The following is an 18,735-nucleotide window of genomic DNA, read 5'->3' on the forward strand; positions in this document are numbered from 1 at the left end:
GCGATGTGTGTCTGGCTGTCGCTTGTTATGTGGCCGCCTGTTGCAGCGGCAGGTAGCGCTCGGCCAGGGCCACCCAGTAGCTGGCGGCCAGCGGCAGGATGGCGTCGTTGAAGTCGTAGCGCGGGTTGTGCAGGCCGGCGCTGTCGCCATTGCCGAAAAACACGAAGCTGCCAGGCCGTGCCTGCAACATGAAGGCAAAGTCCTCGCTGGCGGTGCGCGGCCGGAAAGCCTGTTCCACCCGCGCCGCGCCCAGCGTGTCCTGTGCCACTTCTCGCGCAAGTGCGGTTTCTGCCGGGTGATTGCACACCGGCGGGAAGCCCAGGCGGTAATCCACCTCGGCGCGTGCGCCAAAGCTGGCCGCCTGTGCCTCCACCAGTGCCGGCACGCGCTGTTGCAGCAGGCTGCGCACTTCCGGGCGGAAGGTGCGGGCAGTCAGTTTCAGCTCCACGCTGTCCGGTATCACATTGGACGCATGGCCGCCGTGGATGCTGCCCACGGTGAGCACGCCCATGTCCAGCGGGTCGACATTGCGTGACACCACCGATTGCAGCGCGGTAATCACGTGGGCACTCACCAGCACCGGGTCCACTGTGTTATGCGGTTCGGCCCCATGGCCGCCCTTGCCGTGCACGGTGATGTGCGCCTGGTCCACCGAGGCCATGGCCGGGCCTTCGATGCAGCCGACATGGCCGCAGCTGACCCCGGGCCAGTTGTGCAGGCCGAACACCGCGTCGCAGGGAAAGCGCTCGAACAAGCCTTCTTCCAGCATGCGTCGTGCGCCACTGCCGGTTTCTTCCGCCGGCTGGAAAATCAGCTGCAAGCTGCCATCAAACTGGCCGTGCAGCGCCAGAAAGCGGGCAGCGGCCAGCAGGATGGCAGTGTGGCCATCGTGACCGCAGGCATGCATCACGCCGGGGTTCTGGCTGGCATACGGCAGGCCGGTGGTTTCGTGGATGGGCAGTGCATCCATGTCGGCGCGTAGGCCGAGCGAACGGTTGCTGCTGCCACGTCGCAAGCTGCCCACCACCCCGGTGCCGGCAATGCCGGTGGTCACCTGATAGCCCCACTGCTGCAATAGCGCGGCCACCTTGTCGGCGGTGCGGTGTTCAGCAAACGCCAGTTCCGGGTGCTGGTGCAGGTCGCGACGCAGGGCGACGAATTCGGCATTGGCAGCTGCAATGCCGGTTTCGATCTGCAGGCTGCGCGGCAACACGGCGCTGTCTAATGCTGCATTCATCAGGCCACCTGCTGCTGGCTGCTGTGCTCGGTCGCTTGCTGGTAACGGCTTTCCTTGCGCGGCAGGCCCAGATGGTCGCGCAGGGTGCGGCCGTCCAACTGGCGCTGGAAGCGACCGCTCTTTTCCAGCACCGGCAGCACATGGGTGATGAAGTCGTCCAGTCCTTCGGCCACCACCGGGAAGCCCAGGATGAAACCGTCAGCCGCGCCCTCGTCCACCCAGCGGATGATTTCCGCCGCCACTTTTTCACCGCTGCCAACAAAGTTGCTGCGCGGGGTGGCCACTTCCAGCGCCACCTGGCGCAGGGTCAGGCCATGCTCACGGGCGCGGGCCTTGATCTGGTCGGTGGTGGAACGGAAGCTGTTGCGACCGATATCGCCCAGCTCCGGGAAGGCCTCATCCAGCGGGTACTGGCTAAAGTCGTGGTGGTCGAAGAAGCGGCCCAGATAGGCCAGTGCGTCATCGATGGTCAGCAGTTGCTGGATGATGCGGAACTTGGCTTCGGCCTCGGCATCGGTGGCGGCCACCACCGGCGCAATGCCGGGGAAGATTTTCACATCGTCGGCCTTGCGGGCATGCAGCACGGCGCTGGTTTTCACCTTGCGCAGGAAGTCGCGGGTTTCCTCGATGGAGGGCGAGTGGGTAAACACCGCGTCGGCATACTTGCCCGCCAGGCCGATACCGGCATCGGAAGAACCGGCCTGGAAAATCACCGGCTGGCCCTGCGGCGAGCGGCTGATGTTCAGCGGCCCGGCCACCTGGAAGAAACGTCCCTTGTGGTTCAGGGTGTGCAGCTTGTCCTTGTCGAAGAACTGGCCGGTTTCACGGTTACGCGGCAAGGCGTCGTCGTCCCAGCTGTCCCACAAGCCCTGGGTGACTTGCAGGTATTCGTCGGCAATTTCATAACGCAGGCTGTGTTCCGGATGCGGGCGGCTGTAGTTCAGCGCCGTGCCTTCCAGCGGCGTGGTCACCACATTCCAGCCGGCACGGCCACCGCTGATCAGGTCGAGCGAGCCGAACTGGCGCGCCACGGTAAACGGGTCGCTGTAGGAGGTGGACACGGTGCCGGCCAGGCCGATCTTGCGTGTCACGCTGGCCAGCGCCGACAGGATGGAAATCGGCTCGAAACGGTTAAGGAAGTGCGGAATCGATTTTTCATTGATGTACAGGCCGTCCGCCACAAAGGCAAAGGCAATGCCATTGGCTTCGGCTTTCTGCACGGTATCGATATAAAACTGCAGGTTCACGCTGGCATCCGCCGGGCCGCTGGGGTGTTTCCAGGCGTGCATGTGACCACCAGCGCCGTGCAGCATGATGCCGAAAGTAATGGGTTTGCTCATGTTCAGCTCCAAAAAGGTTATCGGTAAAGTCAGGCGGCCAGCGGCTCGCGCGCTTCGGCCAGCAGGGCAATGGAAGCGCGGCGCAGCGCAAACTGGGCCACGGGGATATCAATGATGAATTCGCGGATGCCGTAGCTCTGGTGCAGGGAATCCAGCTCGGCGCGCACATCACCGGCAGTACCGGCTATCACGTGCGGATGCTTTTCTTCCAGCTGGTACTGGCTGCTGCCAGCCTGACGGGCAAATTCTTCGGCGGCCTCGCGGCTGGGCACATTGACGCTGCGGCCGTCTTCCAGCGTCACCTTGAACAGCTTCAGCTCCCCCACCAGCGCCTGTGCCTGTTCGCGGGTTTCTGCCACAAAGGCATACAGGGCCAGCGCCGGTACCTTGCCGGTCCACTGGCGGTACACGGCAATGGATTGCTGGATATTCAAAGGGTCGCCGTTGAAGTGGCCGGCATAGGCAAAATCCCAGCCCAGGCGGGCGGCCAGCCGGGCGCTGTCCGGGCTGCCGCCCAGCAGGAAGCGCCCCGGCGTAATGGGTGGCTGCGGTGTCGCCTTTGCCCCGGCAAGCGGATGGCCCTCCGGCTGGCCCTCGTTCAGGAAGGCATTCAGTTCGGTCAGCTGGGCGGTGAAGTCGGGCTTGCGGGCGGCATCGTGATAGTGCTGCAAGGCACGGGTGCTGAACGGCAGGCCGCCAGGGGCCTTGCCCACGCCCAGGTCCACCCGGCCCGGGGCCAGCGCCGCCAGCAGATTGAAGGTTTCCGCCACTTTGTAGGGGCTGTAGTGCTGCAGCATGACGCCGCCACTGCCCACGCGGATACGGCTGGTATGCGCCAGGATGTGGGAAATCAGGACTTCAGGCGCAGAACTGGCCAGCAGCGGCGTGCTGTGGTGTTCGGCCACCCAGAAACGGTAATAGCCCAACTGCTCTGCCAGCTTGGCCAGCGCCACGGTATTGGCCAGTGCATCGGCCGCGGTAGCGCCCGGCGGAATCGGGCTTTTATCCAGGATGGACAGGGAGTATGACATTTGTGTGTACCGTGTAATTGACGCCACAAAATCTATTCCCAGCCAATTTGAAGATCAATCAAATTAAATTGATATGCTTATCCGCTCTGCTTATTCATTTTTCTGCAAATTCCAATAAAAAATTGACTTAGCAATAATCAGCAGAAAGTCATGAAAAACAAATCAATCTGAATAAAACATGCAAAAACAGTTTGATTTGTTAATCATTTTTTATTGATTAAAAAAACGGGAACAATACGGAAGAATAAGCACCAGCCGAAACCCACCACCCTGGCAACGGCTTGTTTATCCGACCAACCGATTTCCTGTGAACACATCATGAAAATAAAACTGCTCACCCTGGCTATTGCTGCTGTTCCCTTGTTTGCCCATGCCGACGATGGCATTACCCTGTACGGCAAAGTGGCCGGTAACCTGTCCAGCGTCCGTAGCTACACCTCCAGCGGCAGCCTGAAAAACGTGCAGGTGAATGACAATACTTCGCGCATCGGTTTCAAGGGTTCGGAAAATCTTGGCAATGGCCTGACTGCCATCTGGCAGGTGGAAAACCGCATCCACGTGGATGGCAGCGGTACGGATACCTTCGCCAGCCGCGACTCCTTCATCGGCCTGCAAAGCGAGTACGGCAAGCTGCGCCTGGGTCGCCTGTCCGACTACGCCAACCTGGACATGGAATATATCGATCCGGGTTCCTACAGCGGCGTGGGCGGCCAGCTGTACTCCACCCGACTGGACGGTCGCATCAACAATGCCGTGCGCTACGACAGCCCCAACCTGGCCGGTTTCAGTTTCACCACCACCTGGGGGGCCGATGAAAAACGCGCCAACGACAGCAATGGCCAGCCCACCAACAACCAGGTATTCAACCTGGGCCTGAGCTACGAGCAGGCCGGTTACTTTGCCAAGTTCAGCTATGAAACCAAGGGTGATGCCAAGCAGGTCAACTCCTCGGCCCAGACCGGCGCAGTGAAAAACTGGTGGCGTGTGGAAGCAGGCTATATCAGCGACCCCATCTATCTGGCACTGGGTTTCCAGACAGTCAATGGCTATCTGGGGGTATCCAGCGGCAGCTTCGTCGACAGCCCGGGCGTGGTTTACAACGTCAACGTGCTGAACGCCCGCCTGGCTGCCAGCGGCCAGAGCCTGAGCGCCGCCGCCTCCGGTCAGGATGTGAAGACGCGTGAAGCCGTGCTCACCTTCGGCTACAACGTGGGTGCCTGGCTGCCTTATGTCTCGCTGACCAAGGGTTACGATGTGGACATTGGCGGCAGCCGCATCGACAAGACCGGCTACACCCAGTATGTGCTGGGCACGATATACAACCTGTCCAAGCAGACGAAAGCCTATGCCTCTTATGGACGCGCCAGCTGGGGGGGCAATGGCGTAGCCAGCGAAAGCGCGCTGGGCCTGAGCCTGGCCAAGTTCTTCTGATGATCTCCCCGCCCCGCCAGCTGGCGGGGTTCTTACCGTCCACTCCATTTTCACCGCGAAAGATGCCTGATGAGCCGCGATACCCTGTTTTTGCTGGAGCCCGGATTCACCCGCCCCGATCATCCGACCGACCAGCGTTTTGTCTGCCCGCACAGCAATCTGCTGGAGGGCCTGCTGGCGGTGCAACCGGCACTGGCCGAGCGCATTGAAATCCGTCGTCTGCCGTTTCCACGCCCACGCCAGCCGGTGATAGCCCTGCTGGGCGAAGAGAATCAAAGCCTGCCGGTGCTGATTCTGGACCCGGCCAGCCCGCTACCGGCCGATGCCAAGCAGCACGCCGGGCGGCACTTCCTGCAAGACGCCCACCAGATTGCCGTTTACCTGGCACGGCAACACGGTGCCTACCATCTGTAAACCCTTGTCACACGAAAGCACATCATGGGAATCAAACGCCTGAACCACGCGGTGCTGTATGTCAGCGATGTGGCCGACAGCAGCCGTTTTTATCAGCAAGTACTGGGGTTTAACCCCTCACCCGGTCCGCAGCCGGAACAAGCTTTCTTTGCCCAGGCCGCCGAGTCGGACAACCATCACGACCTGGCCTTGTTCGCCCGCAATCAGGGCCAGCAACGCGCGGGGGTATTCAGCGCACGCGGTGAAACTCCTGGAGCCAACGAGCCGCCGGCCGGTCTTTATCATCTGGCCTGGGAAGTGGATACCCTGCTGGAACTCAAGCGCATCCGCGACCAGTTGCAGGCACTTGGCAAGCTGGGCCTGGAAGAAGACCACGGCCTGTTCAAGAGCGTGTACGGCCACGACCCGGACGGCCTGCTGTTTGAAGTCAACTGGTTCCTGCCGGCCGATGCCATCCGCGACGCGGACCGCGACATCCGCACCTCCCCGCTGGACTGGGAACGCGAACTGGCGCGCTTTGCCAGCCACTAGGCACACGGCAGGACAGCAGCGTGTCGCCTGAGGCCTGCTGCTGCCTTGCCAAACAGGGATTGCCCGGAGAGCGCGAGATACAGCAAGATGGACAGCCAATCTGCTTATGGAGTCTTGCCGCATGATCAGCCATCTCGACCACCTTGTGCTCACCACCGCCCGACTGGATGACTGCCTGGCGTTTTATTGTGACGGCCTGGGCATGACGCTGGAAAAATTCATTGGCGGCACCCCGCCGGTGGAGCGGCTGGCACTGAAATTTGGCAGCCAGAAAATCAATATCCACGTGCAGGGCAAGGAGTTCGAGCCCAAGGCGGCCCTGCCCACCCCCGGCGCACTGGACCTGTGTTTCATTGCCAGCCAGCCGCTGGACACGGTGATGGCCCGCCTGCAGGAAAAAGGCCTGGCCATTATCGAAGGCCCGGTAGGCCGGACCGGGGCCACCGGCAAGATCCGCTCGGTTTACCTGCGCGACCCGGATCAAAACCTGATCGAGATTTCCGAATACACGGCATGATCCGGCGATCAGCGGAATCATCTGCCACAAAGCTGGATTACAGTGTTTCCAGCCACTGCTGACGGATAGCCTCCAGCTGGGGTCGCAGGCCCAGAAAGCAGCGGGCCAGCGCTGGGTCAAAGTGCTTGCCGGCTTCGCTTTCGATCAGGGCAAACGCCTCGTCCACCGTCCACGCATGCTTGTAGGGCCGCTTGCTGGTGAGGGCATCAAACACATCGGCAATCGCCACGATGCGCGCCTCCAGTGGAATGACCTCACCCTGCAAGCCATGCGGATAACCCGTACCGTCCCAGCGCTCGTGATGGCTCAGCGCAATGGTGGCGGCCATCCTGAGCAAGCTGGAACGATCATCCCCGATGATACGGGCACCGATTTCGGCATGGCTGCGCATGATCTTCCACTCGGCCTCATCCAGCTTGCCCGGCTTTTGCAAAATGGTGTCGGGAATGCCGATCTTGCCGATATCATGCATGGGGGCGGCATTGAGCAGATCGTCGGCAAAGCGCGCGCTGCAGCCGGCCGCCAGCGCCAGTTCACGCGAGTAGTGACTCATGCGAATGACGTGCAGGCCGGTTTCGTTATCCTTGAATTCGGCAGCACGGCCAAGGCGCTGGATAATCTGCAGCCGGGTTTCCACCAGCTCTTCCACCCGCACCAGTGACAAATGGGTGCGCACCCGCGCCTGCACAATGGGAGGGCTGACCGGCTTGGTGATGTAATCCACCCCGCCGGCGGCAAAACCTTCGGCCTCATCCCGGCTGTCGCTCAAGGCGGTGACAAAGATCACCGGCACTGCCGCGGTGGCCGGGTCCTGCTTGAGCTGGTGGCAGACTTCCAGCCCGGTCATGCCGGGCATCATCACGTCCAGCAGAATCAGGTCCACCATCTCGCTGCGCGCCAGCTGCAGCGCCTTGTCACCGTCGCGGGCAAACAGCAGCCGGTATTGCTCCTGCAGGATATGCCGCAGCACCTGCAGATTGTTCGGTTCATCATCCACCAGCAGCAGGATGGGCCGGCTGTCATCCATGGGCGTCATTGTGCTTCCGTTTCACCGCCATTGGCGGAAGTACTGTTCAGTTGCTGCTGCAGCGCGGCCACGGCTGCCGCAGCAGCGTCAAACTCGAAATCGTCCAGTGCCCGCTGTACCGGCTGCCACTGTGCTGCCGGCAGCAGGCCAGCCAACGCCTGCATGGCCTCATCGTCCAGGCTGGCACGGCGGCACACTTCCAACAGCCGCTGCAACCAGGGCAAGGCGGCGGCGAGTATTCCGTCGGCACCAGACGGCATGCCAGATGCTGGCAGCCCGGCCTGCGCTGTTGGCACCGCCGCGGCCACCTGCTCCATCAGCAACTGCATGGCCTGCGCCTGTTCCACGCTGCAATGGCCAGCTGTTTCCACCGTGGCGGCCAGTGCCTGCAATTGCATCAAGCCCAGATTGGCCGCCAGCCCGCGCAGCCGGTGCGCATGCTGGCGGCAGCTATCGCTATCCGCCTGTAGCAGCCTGTCCGGCAGCGGTTGATAATCCTGCAGGAAGCGGCGTATGCGCTCGCTCAGGCGCGCCTTGTCACCCCAGCGCTCAGTGGCAGCCGCCCAGTCGATCAGCAGTAGTGCCCGATCGCCAGTGTCGCTGGCCGCCTTGTCTGCCGGTGCCAGCCCGATCACGCGCGCGATTTCCTGCCGCAAGGTGGCCATGTCCAGCGGCTTGATGGCAAAGCCGTTCATGCCGGCGGTTTCGGCATCCACCCGGTCCTGGCTCAGCACGCTGGCGGTAAGCGCAATCACCGGCGTACAGCTGCGGCCGGTGGCGGCTTCCTGCTGCCGCATCTGCCTGGTGGCTTCCAGACCATCGACATCCGGCATCTGCACATCCATCAGCACCACATCGAAATCATGCGCAGCATGTAGCGCAACCGCTGCTGCACCGCCACTGGCCGTGCTCACCTGCAAGCCTTCGCGGCTGAGCATCAGTTGCAACAATTCCAGGTTTTCCGCTACATCATCCACCGCCAGTACGCGCAGTGGCGGCAAGATGGCAGGCAGCGGCGCAGACACTGCCCTCTGGCTGCCTTGCGCTTCTTGCAACGGCAGATGCACCGCGAACTCGCTACCCTGCCCCTGTACGCTGCGGACATGGATGCTGCCGCCCATCAGCTCCACCAACTGGCGGGCAATGGTAGTGCCAAGGCCGGTTCCGCCAAAGCGCCTGGCCATGCTGGCATCGGCCTGGCTGAATGGGGCGAAGATGCTGTCGATGCGGTCGGGGGCAATGCCGATACCGGTATCGCTGACGGTCAGCACGATCTGCGCCCCCTGGCGCACCACACGCAAAGTCACCTTGCCCTGTTCGGTAAACTTGACCGCATTACCCAGCAGATTGGTCAGGATCTGTCGCATGCGCAGGGCATCACCATGCAGCTGGGCCGGGCAGTCGGCGGCATAGTCCAGCTGCAGGCATAACTGCTTGTCGCGCGCCTGCAGGCCGAAGGCCTCTACCAGTTGGCCGCACAGCTCGCGTAGCGAGTAATCCAGCTCGTCCAGTTCCAGCGCTCCGCGCTCCAGCTTGGCGGTGTCAAGAATGCCGTTGAGCAGGCCCAGCAAAGCCCGGGCCGACTGATTGATGGTTTGCAGATGCCGGCGTTGCTGAGTATTCAGCGGCGTATCCAGCAGCAGCTGGGCAAAGCCGATGATGGCATTCATCGGCGTGCGGATTTCATGGCTCATATTGGCCAGGAACATGCCCTTGGCCGCAGCGGCCTGCTCGGCGCGGTCGCGCGCGGCCATCAGGTCCTGCTCCATCAGCTTGCGGTCAGTCAGATCATTGGCCAGCTTCACCACTTTCCATGGTTTGCCATCGATATCCAGAATGGGGTTGTACACTGCCTGGATCCATACTTCGCGTCCATCCTTGCCATAGCGCAGGAATTCTCCGCTCTGAAACTTGCCCGCACGCAAGTCCGCCCAAAGGGCTTGGTAGGCCGCGGATTTTACCTCGTCGCCTTTGCACAGCATGCTGTGATGCTGGCCTTGCAGCTCGTCCAGCCGGTAAGCGGTAAGGGCCAGGAAATTGTCATTGGCGGTAAGAATGTGGCCTTCCATATCGAATTCCACTACCGCCAGCGCCCGGCGGATGGCATACACCACCCCTTCGTATTCGGCAGCCTGCTGGCGGCTTTCGGTGACATCGATCATCACCCCGTCTATCCACTGCGGCTGTTCCTCATGGTCAAACACAATGCCGGCACTTTCCGACACCCAGCGCTCACCACCATCAAAGTGGAATATCCGGTACTCGACAATATAGGCACGCTTGCCGGCAACAGCCTCGGCAATGGTGTCGCGCACGCGCTGCAAATCATCCGGGTGGATGATGGAGGCCATGCTGATCTTGCCTTCCAGAAACAGCCTGCCCTCCCAGCCACACAACTCGACAATGCTTTCGCTGATGAAAATCTTGCTCCAGTTGCGATCCACCCTGCTGCGAAATGCCACGCCGGGGATATTGGCAATCAGGGTGCGATACTGGCTTTCGCGCTGCTTGAGTTCACGCTCCATGGCATTGCGCTGGCTGATGTCGGTGACAAAACCGACAAACAGCGGCTCGCGTCCGGTCTCCACCTTGCCCACCGCCAGGCGAATGGGAAATACCGACCCGCCCTTGCGCTGGGCAGTGACCTCCCGCCCCACCCCTATCACCCGCGCATCACCGCTGGCCAGATAGTGCGCCAGATAGCCATCATGTCCGGAGTGGTAGGGTTCCGGCATCAGCAAATTGATATTGCGTCCCACCAGCTCCGCCGCCCGCCAGCCGAACATCAGCTCGGCGGCATGATTAAGCTCCAGCACCCGGCCACGCGCATCAATACTGATGATGCCGTCCACTGCGGTATCCACAATCGCCTGCAGCCGCCCTTCGCTGGCCGACTTTTCCTGCACCAGCTTGCGATAGCGCAGCAGGGTATTGCCAGCCAGCACCAGCACACCGGCACACAGGGTAAGCAAAGCCACCACGGTAGCCATGCGGTTGTTACCGCTGCTGGCTGTCAAGCCGGCGGGGTCGGCCACCCCGATAAAGCGGGCCGACAGCATGCCGCTATAGTGCATGCCGGCAATGGCGCAACCCATGATGCAGCCGCTGAGCACAATGGCCCGGCCCTCGCCCAGCCGCGCATGCTGGCGCAAGCCAAAGCGTATCCACAAGGACAGGGTGGCCAGCGCAATGGCAATCAGCAGGGAAATGAAAAACCAGCCCGGGGCATAACGCAAGATGGGTGCCATCTGCATGGCAGCCATGCCGGTATAGTGCATGCCGCCGATTCCGGCCCCCACCAATACGCCGCCCACCAATAGCTGGTGGCGGCTGACCGTGCGCGAGGACAGCATATTCAGCGCCACCCAGGATGAAAAAAAGGCCGGCAGGATGGATAGCAGGGTGAGCGGCAGGTCGTAACGCACCGTCGTGCACAGATCAAAGGCCAACATGCCGATGAAATGCATGGCCCAGATGCCTATGCCCTGAAACAGCGCGCCGCTGAGCAGGGCCACCTGGCGCAGGCCCGGTGCATGGGCATCCGCGGCCAGACCCGCCATGTGCAGGGTGACGATGGAGGTAATAATGGCCACGATCAGCGACAGCAACACCAGCCAGGGCTGGTAGCTACCGCTCAGAAACAACGGGCTGGCGTTGTCGGCCAGAATGAAAAACGCATCAAGCATGCAAAAACAACCTTGTCATGGTCTGCCTGCCCACTGCTGGCAGACCTGCTATCAATCAACTACCCACCGTCGGCATGCACAAACAACACCGCCTGCAGCCCATCATGCGGTAGCAAACACCGGCGGCTGCGGCTTGCCAAAGTAGTAGCCCTGCAATTCATTCACCCCCAGTGCCTGCATTCTTTCTGCCTGCTGCAGCGTTTCAATGCCTTCGGCAATCACCCTTATTTTCAGCCGCTGGGCAATGAACACCACAGCTTCAATAATGGCGATATTCTTTTCATCAGCCGACTGGATAAAGGCCTTGTCGATCTTGATGGCATCGATGGGCAGTTCGCTGATACGGGAGAACGATGAATAACCGGTACCGAAATCATCGATATGGATTTCCGCCCCCAACTGCTTGATGCGGAATAGCACCTGCTTGACCATTTCAATCTCGTTTTCGTGAAACACGCTTTCAGTCAGTTCGATGATCAGATTGGCGGCGCTAAAACCCTGGCTGGTGGCCTGTAGCAGTTTGTCGACAAAATCATCCTGCAACAGCTGGTGCAACGATACATTCACCGCCACCTTCACCGCTTCGTCATCTGCGGGTGGCAACAGGCTGGCTGCGGCAATGGCCTGCCCGATCACCCAGTCGCCCAGCTCGACAATAGTGCCGCTTTCCTCTGCCACCGGAATGAACTCCACCGGGGAAATCAATCCCAGCTCCGGGTGCATCCAGCGCATCAGCACTTCAAAAGATGCCAGCCGGTGATCCGTGGCAGCCACGATAGGCTGGATGACAATGAACAGCTGCCGGTTGGCAATGGCCATGCGCAAGTCCTGCGTCAGGATTGACTTGCGCGTCAGTTGCGCCCGGATGCCAGGGTTGAAAAACACCACGCAGCCGGTGCGCTTGGCCTCGCCCGCAGCAATATCGGCATACTGGAACAGGTTGTTGGGGTTGTCGCAATCCCCTTCGGAAACCGCACCAATGCTGGCATTGATGCAAACCGTCTTGCCGGCTACCTGTAACCGGTCATTGATTGCGCTGCGGATAAGCTGACCCACGTCTTCCGGCGTCAGGGAATCTTCTCCCAACTGCGACAGATAGAAGATGAACTCGTCCCCACCCCACCGCCCCACCTGGCAATCGACATTGCTGAAGATGTCACGGCTCAGCCGCGAGGCCAGCGCCTCCAGCCGCTGGGCCACCTGGCGCAGTACATCGTCGCCAGCCTCATGCCCCATGCCGTCGTTGATCTGTTTGAAACGATCCAGATTAACGAGAAAAACCGTGACATTACCCGGTGTAATGCCGAAATACTTCACCAGGTTGGACACGCCATGCCGGTTGAGCAGGCCGGTCAGCTCATCGTGATAGGCCAGCCGCAGCAAATCCTTGCTTCTCTCGGCCACCCGTGTTTCCAGCGTATCGTTTTCGTATTGCAGCTTGGCGGCCAGCAAGGACACTTCATCCAGCAACTCCTTGTTGGACAAGGCCAGCCCCACGCTGCGGCGGATCAGCTTGTAATTGTTTTCGTGACTGAACAACATGACGCCGGAGAAAACCACCCCCAGCGCCGCCAGGGTGATATAGGAAGGAATGCCGGTCTGGAACAGACGCACACAGGTAGGCAAGAGCAGCAGCAGGATATAGGCCTTGCCGGCAACCCTCAGGGAGGACAGAGTACCGGTGGCCCCGCCGGCCATCGAAGACAGGATGACGATAATGGCAAACTGCTGCGGCCCCTGATAATGGGCAATCCCCCACCAGCCCAGCCAGGCCCAGAAGCCACCGGCGCTCAGCAAGCCCAGGCTCAGGTAGAACTTGTCGGCAATAAAGAAGGTTCGGGTGCGCCGGTAGCGCCGGGCGGCGTGCAGGAACTGCAGAAATCGCACCAGCATCAGCGCCAGCGCACCTCCTGCCCACAACGGGACAAAACGGGATGCATCATCAGACAGGATGTAGCTAATGGTCAGCGTCGCCGCCAGATTAACCATCAAGCCCAGCGCGTAGTTCTTCAAGGACTCGCGCCATATTCTTTCAATCATTCCCTGCTGCATACACGGCCTTATGAATGGTAGTGCGCTGTTTTTATTGTGGCCTTGAAAATACAAGCACCCTCCAGGCGGCCAGTCGCAACCCACAGCGTCACCGTCCCGCCCGCTGAAGATGCGTCAGCTGATTATAGGCATTCAGCCGCATGGTACAGGACGGCAATGCCACCCACTCGCGCCAAGCTACACTAGCTAGCGCGATTTGGGCCCACCCATTCATGCTCAGCTCGGCAACCCGGCTTACACCCGTCGCTTGACCCGTCAGGCCAGGGTCATCGCGGGCCTATGCCGCCATGGTAAATGTTACCGGCGAGGCCGTCAGCCTTCTTTACAAGACAATGCCGGAACATCAGCCCTCGCGGCTCAACTCCAGCAAGGCCTGGGCAAACCGGGCCAGCGGACGCGAATGGGTAGCCGCACGGGTAAACATGGCAATCGGCGGCAAAGTCCAGTCAAACGAATACGGCACGATGGCCAGACCGGTTGTGCGCACCAGCTCTTCTGCAATATCTGCCGGCACAATGGAAACTGCCCGCTCGCTGGCCACAATCATCTCGCCAATCAGTTTGGAAGAATAACTCTCGACAATGGGCACAGGCGGCGCAATACCGGCCGCCAGAAAGATATCCGCCACCTGCTCCCGCATTGGGGTATTGGGTGCACCAAGAATCCAGTCCAGCTGCACCAGCTGCCCCCAGTCCAGCCTTACCCTGCCCAGTTGCGCAGCCAGACGACGGCTGGCAATCAGCCGTGGCTGCTGTCGGTAAAGCAGGCTGAACTCCACCCCGCCCAGATCCACCGTGGATGAAGCGCGGCCAATCACGATATCCAGCGTGTGGTCCTGCAATTGCGGCAGCAGTTGATCGCTGGTGCCTTCGTGAATGGTAACGGTCAGCCCCTTGCTGTCCTCCGGCATGGCGCGACGGATGGCTGCCGACAACAAACGGCCAGAGATGAAGGGAATCACCCCCACATGCAGGTGGGCATCAAAACCGGCCACTGTGCTTTCCATGTCGCGCACCAAGTGGCCAAGATCGTGAATCATTGCCTGGGCACGGGCCAGCACCAGCTTACCCAGCGCCGTAGGGGCCATGCCGCGCACCGACCGATCAAACAATACTCCGCCAAACATGCCTTCCAGTTCAGCCAGCGCACTGGTGATGGCCGGCTGGCTGCTGGCCATCTGTTCAGCTACCCGGGTCAGCGAGCCATGCTGCTGGATATTGAGCAGAAGGATCAAGTGGCGCATTTTCAGCCGCGCGCTCAGGCGGCGCAACACCTCTTCGGCATTGATCATGGTCATTCAGCCAGCTTTTCATAAGGTAAATGATATGGCTTGATAGTAATTCAAAATAAACACCTTATGTTTACTGATTAGAATGACCGACATCAGCACAGGCAAGCCCGTACGGCACACCTGCCACCCCAAACCACAGACAGAGAGCGACATGGACACCACCGATCGTCAGGCAGCACTGGATTACCACGAATTTCCCACCCCGGGCAAAATCGCCGTCAACGCCAGCAAGCCGCTGGTGACCCAGCGCGACCTGGCCCTGGCCTATACCCCCGGCGTGGCCGCCGCCTGTGAAGAGATCGTGGCCAACCCGCTCAATGCCAGCCGTTTTACCGCCCGCTCAAATCTGGTTGGCGTCATCACCAACGGCACCGCCGTGCTGGGCCTGGGCAATATCGGCGCACTGGCCTCCAAGCCGGTGATGGAAGGCAAGGCCGTGCTGTTCAAGAAATTTGCCGGCGTCGATGTGTTCGACATCGAAATCAACGAGACCGACCCGGACAAGCTGGTGGACATCATCGCCAGCCTGGAAGCCACTTTTGGCGGCATCAACCTGGAAGACATCAAGGCCCCGGAATGCTTCGAGGTGGAGCGCAAGCTGCGCGAGCGGATGAAGATTCCGGTCTTTCACGATGACCAGCACGGCACCGCCATCACCGTAGCCGCCGCCTTCATCAACGGCCTCAAGGTAGTGGGCAAGGACATCCGCCAGGTGAAGGTGGTCACCTCCGGTGCCGGTGCCGCCGCCCTCACCTGCCTGGACCTGATGGTGCATCTGGGCCTGCCGCTGGAAAACATCTGGGTGACCGATATCGAAGGCGTGGTCTACCAGGGCCGTACCGTGCTGATGGACCCGGCCAAGGCCCGCTTTGCCCAGCCCACCGAAGCCCGCACCCTGCGCGAAGTGATTGACGGTGCCGACGTCTTCCTCGGCCTGTCCGCCGGCGGCGTGCTCAAGGGCGAGATGGTGGCGCAAATGGCCGCCCGGCCGCTGATTCTGGCGCTGGCCAACCCGGCACCGGAAATCCTGCCGGAAGTGGCCCACGCGGTGCGTGACGACGTGGTGATGGCCACTGGCCGTTCCGACTATCCCAACCAGGTCAACAACGTGCTGTGCTTCCCCTACATCTTCCGCGGCGCGCTGGATGTGGGTGCCACCACCATCACCCGTGAAATGGAAGTGGCTGCGGTGTACGCCATTGCTGGCCTGGCCGAAGAAGAACAGAACGAAGTGGTAGCCGCCGCCTATGGCAGTTACGACCTGTCCTTCGGCCCGCAATACCTGATTCCCAAACCGTTCGACCCGCGCCTGATCGTGCGCATTGCCCCCGCCGTAGCCAAGGCAGCGATGGACAGTGGCGTGGCCACCCGCCCCATCGCCAATCTCGATGCCTACACCGAGCAGCTACAGCAGTTTGTCTACCACTCCGGCAGCTTCATGAAGCCGCTGTTTGCCGCCGCCAAGAAACAGGTACGGGATGGCGGCAAGACCCGCATCGTGTTTACCGAGGGCGAAGACGAACGCGTACTGCGCGCGGTACAGGTGATCGTGGATGAAAAACTGGCGCGTCCCATCCTGGTGGGCCGCCCGGAAGTGCTGCTGGCGCGCATCGAAAAATTCGGCCTGCGCTTGCGCTTGGGCGAGGACGTGGAAGTCACCAACCCGGAATACGACGAACGCTTCCACCAGTACTGGACCAGCTACTGGGAACTGATGTGCCGTGATGGCGTGACCAAGGAAATGGCCCGTGTGGAAATGCGCCGCCGCCTGACCTTGATTGGCTCGATGATGGTGCGCCTGGGCGATGCCGACGGCATGATCTGCGGCACCGTGGGCAGCTATCACGACCACCTGCGCTATATCGACCAGGTGATTGGAAAAAAAGCCGGCTCGGACACCTACGCCGCCATGAACATCCTGCTGCTGGACAAGCAGACCGTGGCGCTGGTGGATACCCACGTCAACGACAACCCCACGGCAGAACAGATTGCCGAGTTCACCATCGCCGCCGCCGAGGAAATGAGCTTGCTACACATGAAGCCCAAGGCCGCGCTGCTGTCGCGCTCCAACTTCGGCTCTGGCAGCTCAGCCTCCGGCAGCAAGATGCGTCAGGCTTTGGAGTTGATCCGCGCCCGCGCACCGGAACTGGAAGTGGATGGCGAGATGCATGGCGACTGCGCGCTGGACGAGGCACTGCGCATGGACATCCTGCCGATGTCACGCCTGAAGGGCGCGGCCAACCTGCTGGTCTGCCCCAATGTTGATGCCGGCAATATCGCCTACAACCTGCTGAAGACCGCCGCCGGCAGCAATGTCGCCGTCGGCCCCTTCCTGCTGGGCGTCAACGCGCCAGTCAACATCCTCACCTCCAGCTCCACCGTACGCCGCATCATCAATATGGCCGCGCTCACCGTGATGGAGGCCAATCGCCAGACCGAACCGGACTAAGCGCCACCCGTCGGCATACGTAGGCGTCACATGCCGACAGACAAACCCGGGCCACGGCAGCAACATCAACGTGGCCCGCCACTGACCAACAGACTGGTGCAGGACATATCTGCAACACCCCGATCACCAGCACCAACACCTCGTAGCGACAAGGCCGCGCTGCAATACCAGGCCGCCAGGGCAAGCCCACCTCGCCGCAGGACAATTCACAGCGACATCCATCAACTCTGGCCATGCTAGTATTAGCCCCTTGTATCCACGACCCTCAAGCCGAATGGCCAACCATAAGGGCCCAGACTTCACCATGAACCACTCCATTATTGGCCGCGCCCTGCTGCTGGGCGCCCTGCTGCTGGGCGGCATCGCCCATGCCGAAACCGAAGACATTCCACTGCCTGGCGATGTGCAAAATACCCCGCTCAAGAGCGCCAGAAAACCAGCCCATCACGGCAACAGCACCAGCACCACCGGCAACCAGGGCGCACGCAAACACGCCAGTAAACCAGGCCACAAACACCATGCAGCCGCCAGTCATGGCAAACACCACGGCAAGAAGGCCAGCGCTCACCAAGCCGGCAAAACTCCCAAGGCGGTCGCACACAAAGCCAACACCAAAAAAACCATTTCACATAAATCAAGCAAAAACAACAAGCTAAAGAAAAAAGCCAGCAAAAAGCACAAGAAAATGTATTAGGACGCTTGCCAAGCCACCGGCGAAACGCTATATTGCAGCCCTTCGCCGGTGTAGCTCAGTTGGTAGAGCACCTGACTTGTAATCAGGGGGTCGCGAGTTCGATTCCTGCCGCCGGCACCAAACATAAGGCCCTTGAACCCATTGGATTCAAGGGCCTTAGTCATTTCAGGCCAGCTTGCCCCGCTCTTCTAAAAACCCGCCCAGCCGGCTAAAAATCACGCGATAGCCCTGCCCATAAACAAGCACAGGCCCGGCTCTACCGGGTGCGCTCAACCTTCATTCGCCTCCATCAGCCACCATCAATCCCCTACCTTCAAATGCCATCCCGAGCACTTAGTCATCAAGGGCTCACATCCTTCTTCTTTGCCAGGTATGAAACATCGATAGAAATCGCGTAACATAATAAGAGCCGTACTGGAAGTTATCGCCATGATACGGCTAATAGTAAAGCGGTATCGAAAGGTAAAATAAATGCTTCGTGACCATGAAATAAGAGCCGAATTAAAAGCCCGCTTAAGCAGCATTCACGCTAGCGAGCCAGATACGCTGATTGTGGATGAACTGGGCATTTGCCAAGGCCTGGCCAGAGCCGACATCGCTGTCGTCAACGGTGAAATAAGTGCTTTTGAAATAAAAAGCGACGCCGATACCTTGGCAAGATTACAAACCCAGATACAGTATTATTCAAAAATCTGTGATCGTGCGTCCATCGTTGTTGGCCATCGACATGTAGATGCAGCAAAAATGCTTATCCCCTCATGGTGGGGGCTATGGATTGCTAAAAAACAGGGTGACAACATACGCCTTAAACAGCTACGCAAGGGAAGAATAAACAATCAAGTCGAGCCTTATGCCCTGGCACAATTACTTTGGAAAGAAGAAACATTTTCGTTGCTGGAAAAATATCATGCCGCAAAGGGAATAAAATCAAAGCCAAAAAAAGATTTGTGGGTACGACTGACAAAAACAATTGACCTTGATACATTAAAAGAAGAAGTACGGGCCACATTGAGAGCCCGCACTGACTGGCGCTAG

General features: G+C 60.2%; 14 protein-coding genes and 1 tRNA gene. 8 read left to right on the forward strand and 7 right to left on the reverse strand.

Features of this window, described 5'->3' with window-relative positions; translation table 11 throughout:
* Window positions 1-25: 25 nt before the first annotated feature.
* From GSR16_RS10950 to GSR16_RS10960, 3 genes are read right to left on the reverse strand one after another with little or no spacing between them, the layout of a single operon-like run.
* A complete protein-coding gene (locus GSR16_RS10950) occupies window positions 26-1,237 on the reverse strand; it encodes a M20 aminoacylase family protein (RefSeq protein WP_159877308.1) in 1,212 nt (403 codons plus the stop codon).
* A complete protein-coding gene (locus GSR16_RS10955) occupies window positions 1,237-2,577 on the reverse strand; it encodes an LLM class flavin-dependent oxidoreductase (RefSeq protein ID WP_159877310.1) in 1,341 nt (446 codons plus the stop codon). The genes GSR16_RS10950 and GSR16_RS10955 overlap by 1 nt, the downstream gene beginning before the upstream one ends.
* Before the next feature lie 29 nt (window positions 2,578-2,606).
* Window positions 2,607-3,608, reverse strand: coding sequence for an LLM class flavin-dependent oxidoreductase (locus GSR16_RS10960; RefSeq protein ID WP_059285581.1), 1,002 nt, complete (start codon window positions 3,606-3,608; stop codon window positions 2,607-2,609).
* A gap of 318 nt (window positions 3,609-3,926) precedes the next feature.
* Between GSR16_RS10960 and GSR16_RS10965 the strand changes: the two genes are divergently transcribed.
* The 4 genes from GSR16_RS10965 (at window position 3,927) to GSR16_RS10980 (ending at window position 6,501) form a co-directional block, all read left to right on the forward strand.
* The gene (locus GSR16_RS10965) at window positions 3,927-5,039 is read left to right on the forward strand and encodes a porin (protein WP_159877312.1); all 1,113 of its coding nucleotides are present in this window, start codon (window positions 3,927-3,929) and stop codon (window positions 5,037-5,039) included.
* Between the two features lie 69 nt (window positions 5,040-5,108).
* Entirely contained in the window at window positions 5,109-5,453 is a 345-nt protein-coding gene (locus GSR16_RS10970; RefSeq protein ID WP_159877314.1) for a DUF3088 domain-containing protein, read from the forward strand.
* 24 nt (window positions 5,454-5,477) lie between these two features.
* The gene (locus tag GSR16_RS10975) at window positions 5,478-5,984 is read left to right on the forward strand and encodes a VOC family protein (RefSeq protein WP_159877316.1); all 507 of its coding nucleotides are present in this window, start codon (window positions 5,478-5,480) and stop codon (window positions 5,982-5,984) included.
* Window positions 5,985-6,105: 121 nt separating this feature from the next.
* Window positions 6,106-6,501 (forward strand): VOC family protein, encoded by a 396-nt coding sequence (locus GSR16_RS10980; protein ID WP_159877318.1) that lies wholly within the window; start codon window positions 6,106-6,108, stop codon window positions 6,499-6,501.
* Between the two features lie 37 nt (window positions 6,502-6,538).
* Here GSR16_RS10980 and GSR16_RS10985 read toward each other — a convergent pair whose 3' ends face one another.
* The 4 genes from GSR16_RS10985 to GSR16_RS11000 form a co-directional block, all read right to left on the reverse strand.
* Window positions 6,539-7,537: a response regulator gene (locus GSR16_RS10985; protein ID WP_159877320.1), complete on the reverse strand. Its 999-nt coding sequence runs from the start codon at window positions 7,535-7,537 to the stop codon at window positions 6,539-6,541.
* Complete coding sequence (locus tag GSR16_RS10990) at window positions 7,534-11,214, reverse strand: PAS domain S-box protein (RefSeq protein ID WP_159877322.1); 3,681 nt, start codon at window positions 11,212-11,214, stop codon at window positions 7,534-7,536. The genes GSR16_RS10985 and GSR16_RS10990 overlap by 4 nt, the downstream gene beginning before the upstream one ends.
* A gap of 102 nt (window positions 11,215-11,316) precedes the next feature.
* Window positions 11,317-13,254 (reverse strand): putative bifunctional diguanylate cyclase/phosphodiesterase, encoded by a 1,938-nt coding sequence (locus GSR16_RS10995; RefSeq protein ID WP_159877324.1) that lies wholly within the window; start codon window positions 13,252-13,254, stop codon window positions 11,317-11,319.
* A 355-nt stretch (window positions 13,255-13,609) separates the two neighbouring features.
* Window positions 13,610-14,563, reverse strand: a complete 954-nt coding sequence (locus tag GSR16_RS11000; RefSeq protein ID WP_159877326.1) for a LysR substrate-binding domain-containing protein — start codon at window positions 14,561-14,563, stop codon at window positions 13,610-13,612.
* 145 nt (window positions 14,564-14,708) lie between these two features.
* Between GSR16_RS11000 and GSR16_RS11005 the strand changes: the two genes are divergently transcribed.
* From GSR16_RS11005 to GSR16_RS11020, 4 genes are all read left to right on the forward strand, one after another.
* Complete coding sequence (locus GSR16_RS11005; RefSeq protein WP_159877328.1) at window positions 14,709-17,006, forward strand: NADP-dependent malic enzyme; 2,298 nt, start codon at window positions 14,709-14,711, stop codon at window positions 17,004-17,006.
* Between the two features lie 304 nt (window positions 17,007-17,310).
* The gene (locus tag GSR16_RS11010) at window positions 17,311-17,700 is read left to right on the forward strand and encodes a hypothetical protein (protein WP_159877330.1); all 390 of its coding nucleotides are present in this window, start codon (window positions 17,311-17,313) and stop codon (window positions 17,698-17,700) included.
* Between the two features lie 44 nt (window positions 17,701-17,744).
* Window positions 17,745-17,820: transfer RNA gene (locus tag GSR16_RS11015), tRNA-Thr, on the forward strand.
* Window positions 17,821-18,171: 351 nt separating this feature from the next.
* Window positions 18,172-18,735: a sce7726 family protein gene (locus GSR16_RS11020; protein WP_159877332.1), complete on the forward strand. Its 564-nt coding sequence runs from the start codon at window positions 18,172-18,174 to the stop codon at window positions 18,733-18,735.

Source organism: Aquitalea denitrificans (assembly GCF_009856625.1).
Taxonomy (GTDB): Bacteria; Pseudomonadota; Gammaproteobacteria; order Burkholderiales; family Chromobacteriaceae; genus Aquitalea; species Aquitalea denitrificans.

Coding starts and splice junctions, on each gene's coding strand:
- GSR16_RS11010 (WP_159877330.1), top strand. CDS start 17,311: ATGAACCACTCCATTATTGGCCGCGCCCTGCTGCTGGGCGCCCTGCTG.
- GSR16_RS11000 (WP_159877326.1), bottom strand. CDS start 14,563: ATGACCATGATCAATGCCGAAGAGGTGTTGCGCCGCCTGAGCGCGCGG.
- GSR16_RS10995 (WP_159877324.1), bottom strand. CDS start 13,254: ATGATTGAAAGAATATGGCGCGAGTCCTTGAAGAACTACGCGCTGGGC.
- GSR16_RS10990 (WP_159877322.1), bottom strand. CDS start 11,214: ATGCTTGATGCGTTTTTCATTCTGGCCGACAACGCCAGCCCGTTGTTT.
- GSR16_RS10965 (WP_159877312.1), top strand. CDS start 3,927: ATGAAAATAAAACTGCTCACCCTGGCTATTGCTGCTGTTCCCTTGTTT.
- GSR16_RS10955 (WP_159877310.1), bottom strand. CDS start 2,577: ATGAGCAAACCCATTACTTTCGGCATCATGCTGCACGGCGCTGGTGGT.
- GSR16_RS10985 (WP_159877320.1), bottom strand. CDS start 7,537: ATGACGCCCATGGATGACAGCCGGCCCATCCTGCTGCTGGTGGATGAT.
- GSR16_RS10980 (WP_159877318.1), top strand. CDS start 6,106: ATGATCAGCCATCTCGACCACCTTGTGCTCACCACCGCCCGACTGGAT.
- GSR16_RS11020 (WP_159877332.1), top strand. CDS start 18,172: ATGCTTCGTGACCATGAAATAAGAGCCGAATTAAAAGCCCGCTTAAGC.
- GSR16_RS11005 (WP_159877328.1), top strand. CDS start 14,709: ATGGACACCACCGATCGTCAGGCAGCACTGGATTACCACGAATTTCCC.
- GSR16_RS10950 (WP_159877308.1), bottom strand. CDS start 1,237: ATGAATGCAGCATTAGACAGCGCCGTGTTGCCGCGCAGCCTGCAGATC.
- GSR16_RS10975 (WP_159877316.1), top strand. CDS start 5,478: ATGGGAATCAAACGCCTGAACCACGCGGTGCTGTATGTCAGCGATGTG.
- GSR16_RS10960 (WP_059285581.1), bottom strand. CDS start 3,608: ATGTCATACTCCCTGTCCATCCTGGATAAAAGCCCGATTCCGCCGGGC.
- GSR16_RS10970 (WP_159877314.1), top strand. CDS start 5,109: ATGAGCCGCGATACCCTGTTTTTGCTGGAGCCCGGATTCACCCGCCCC.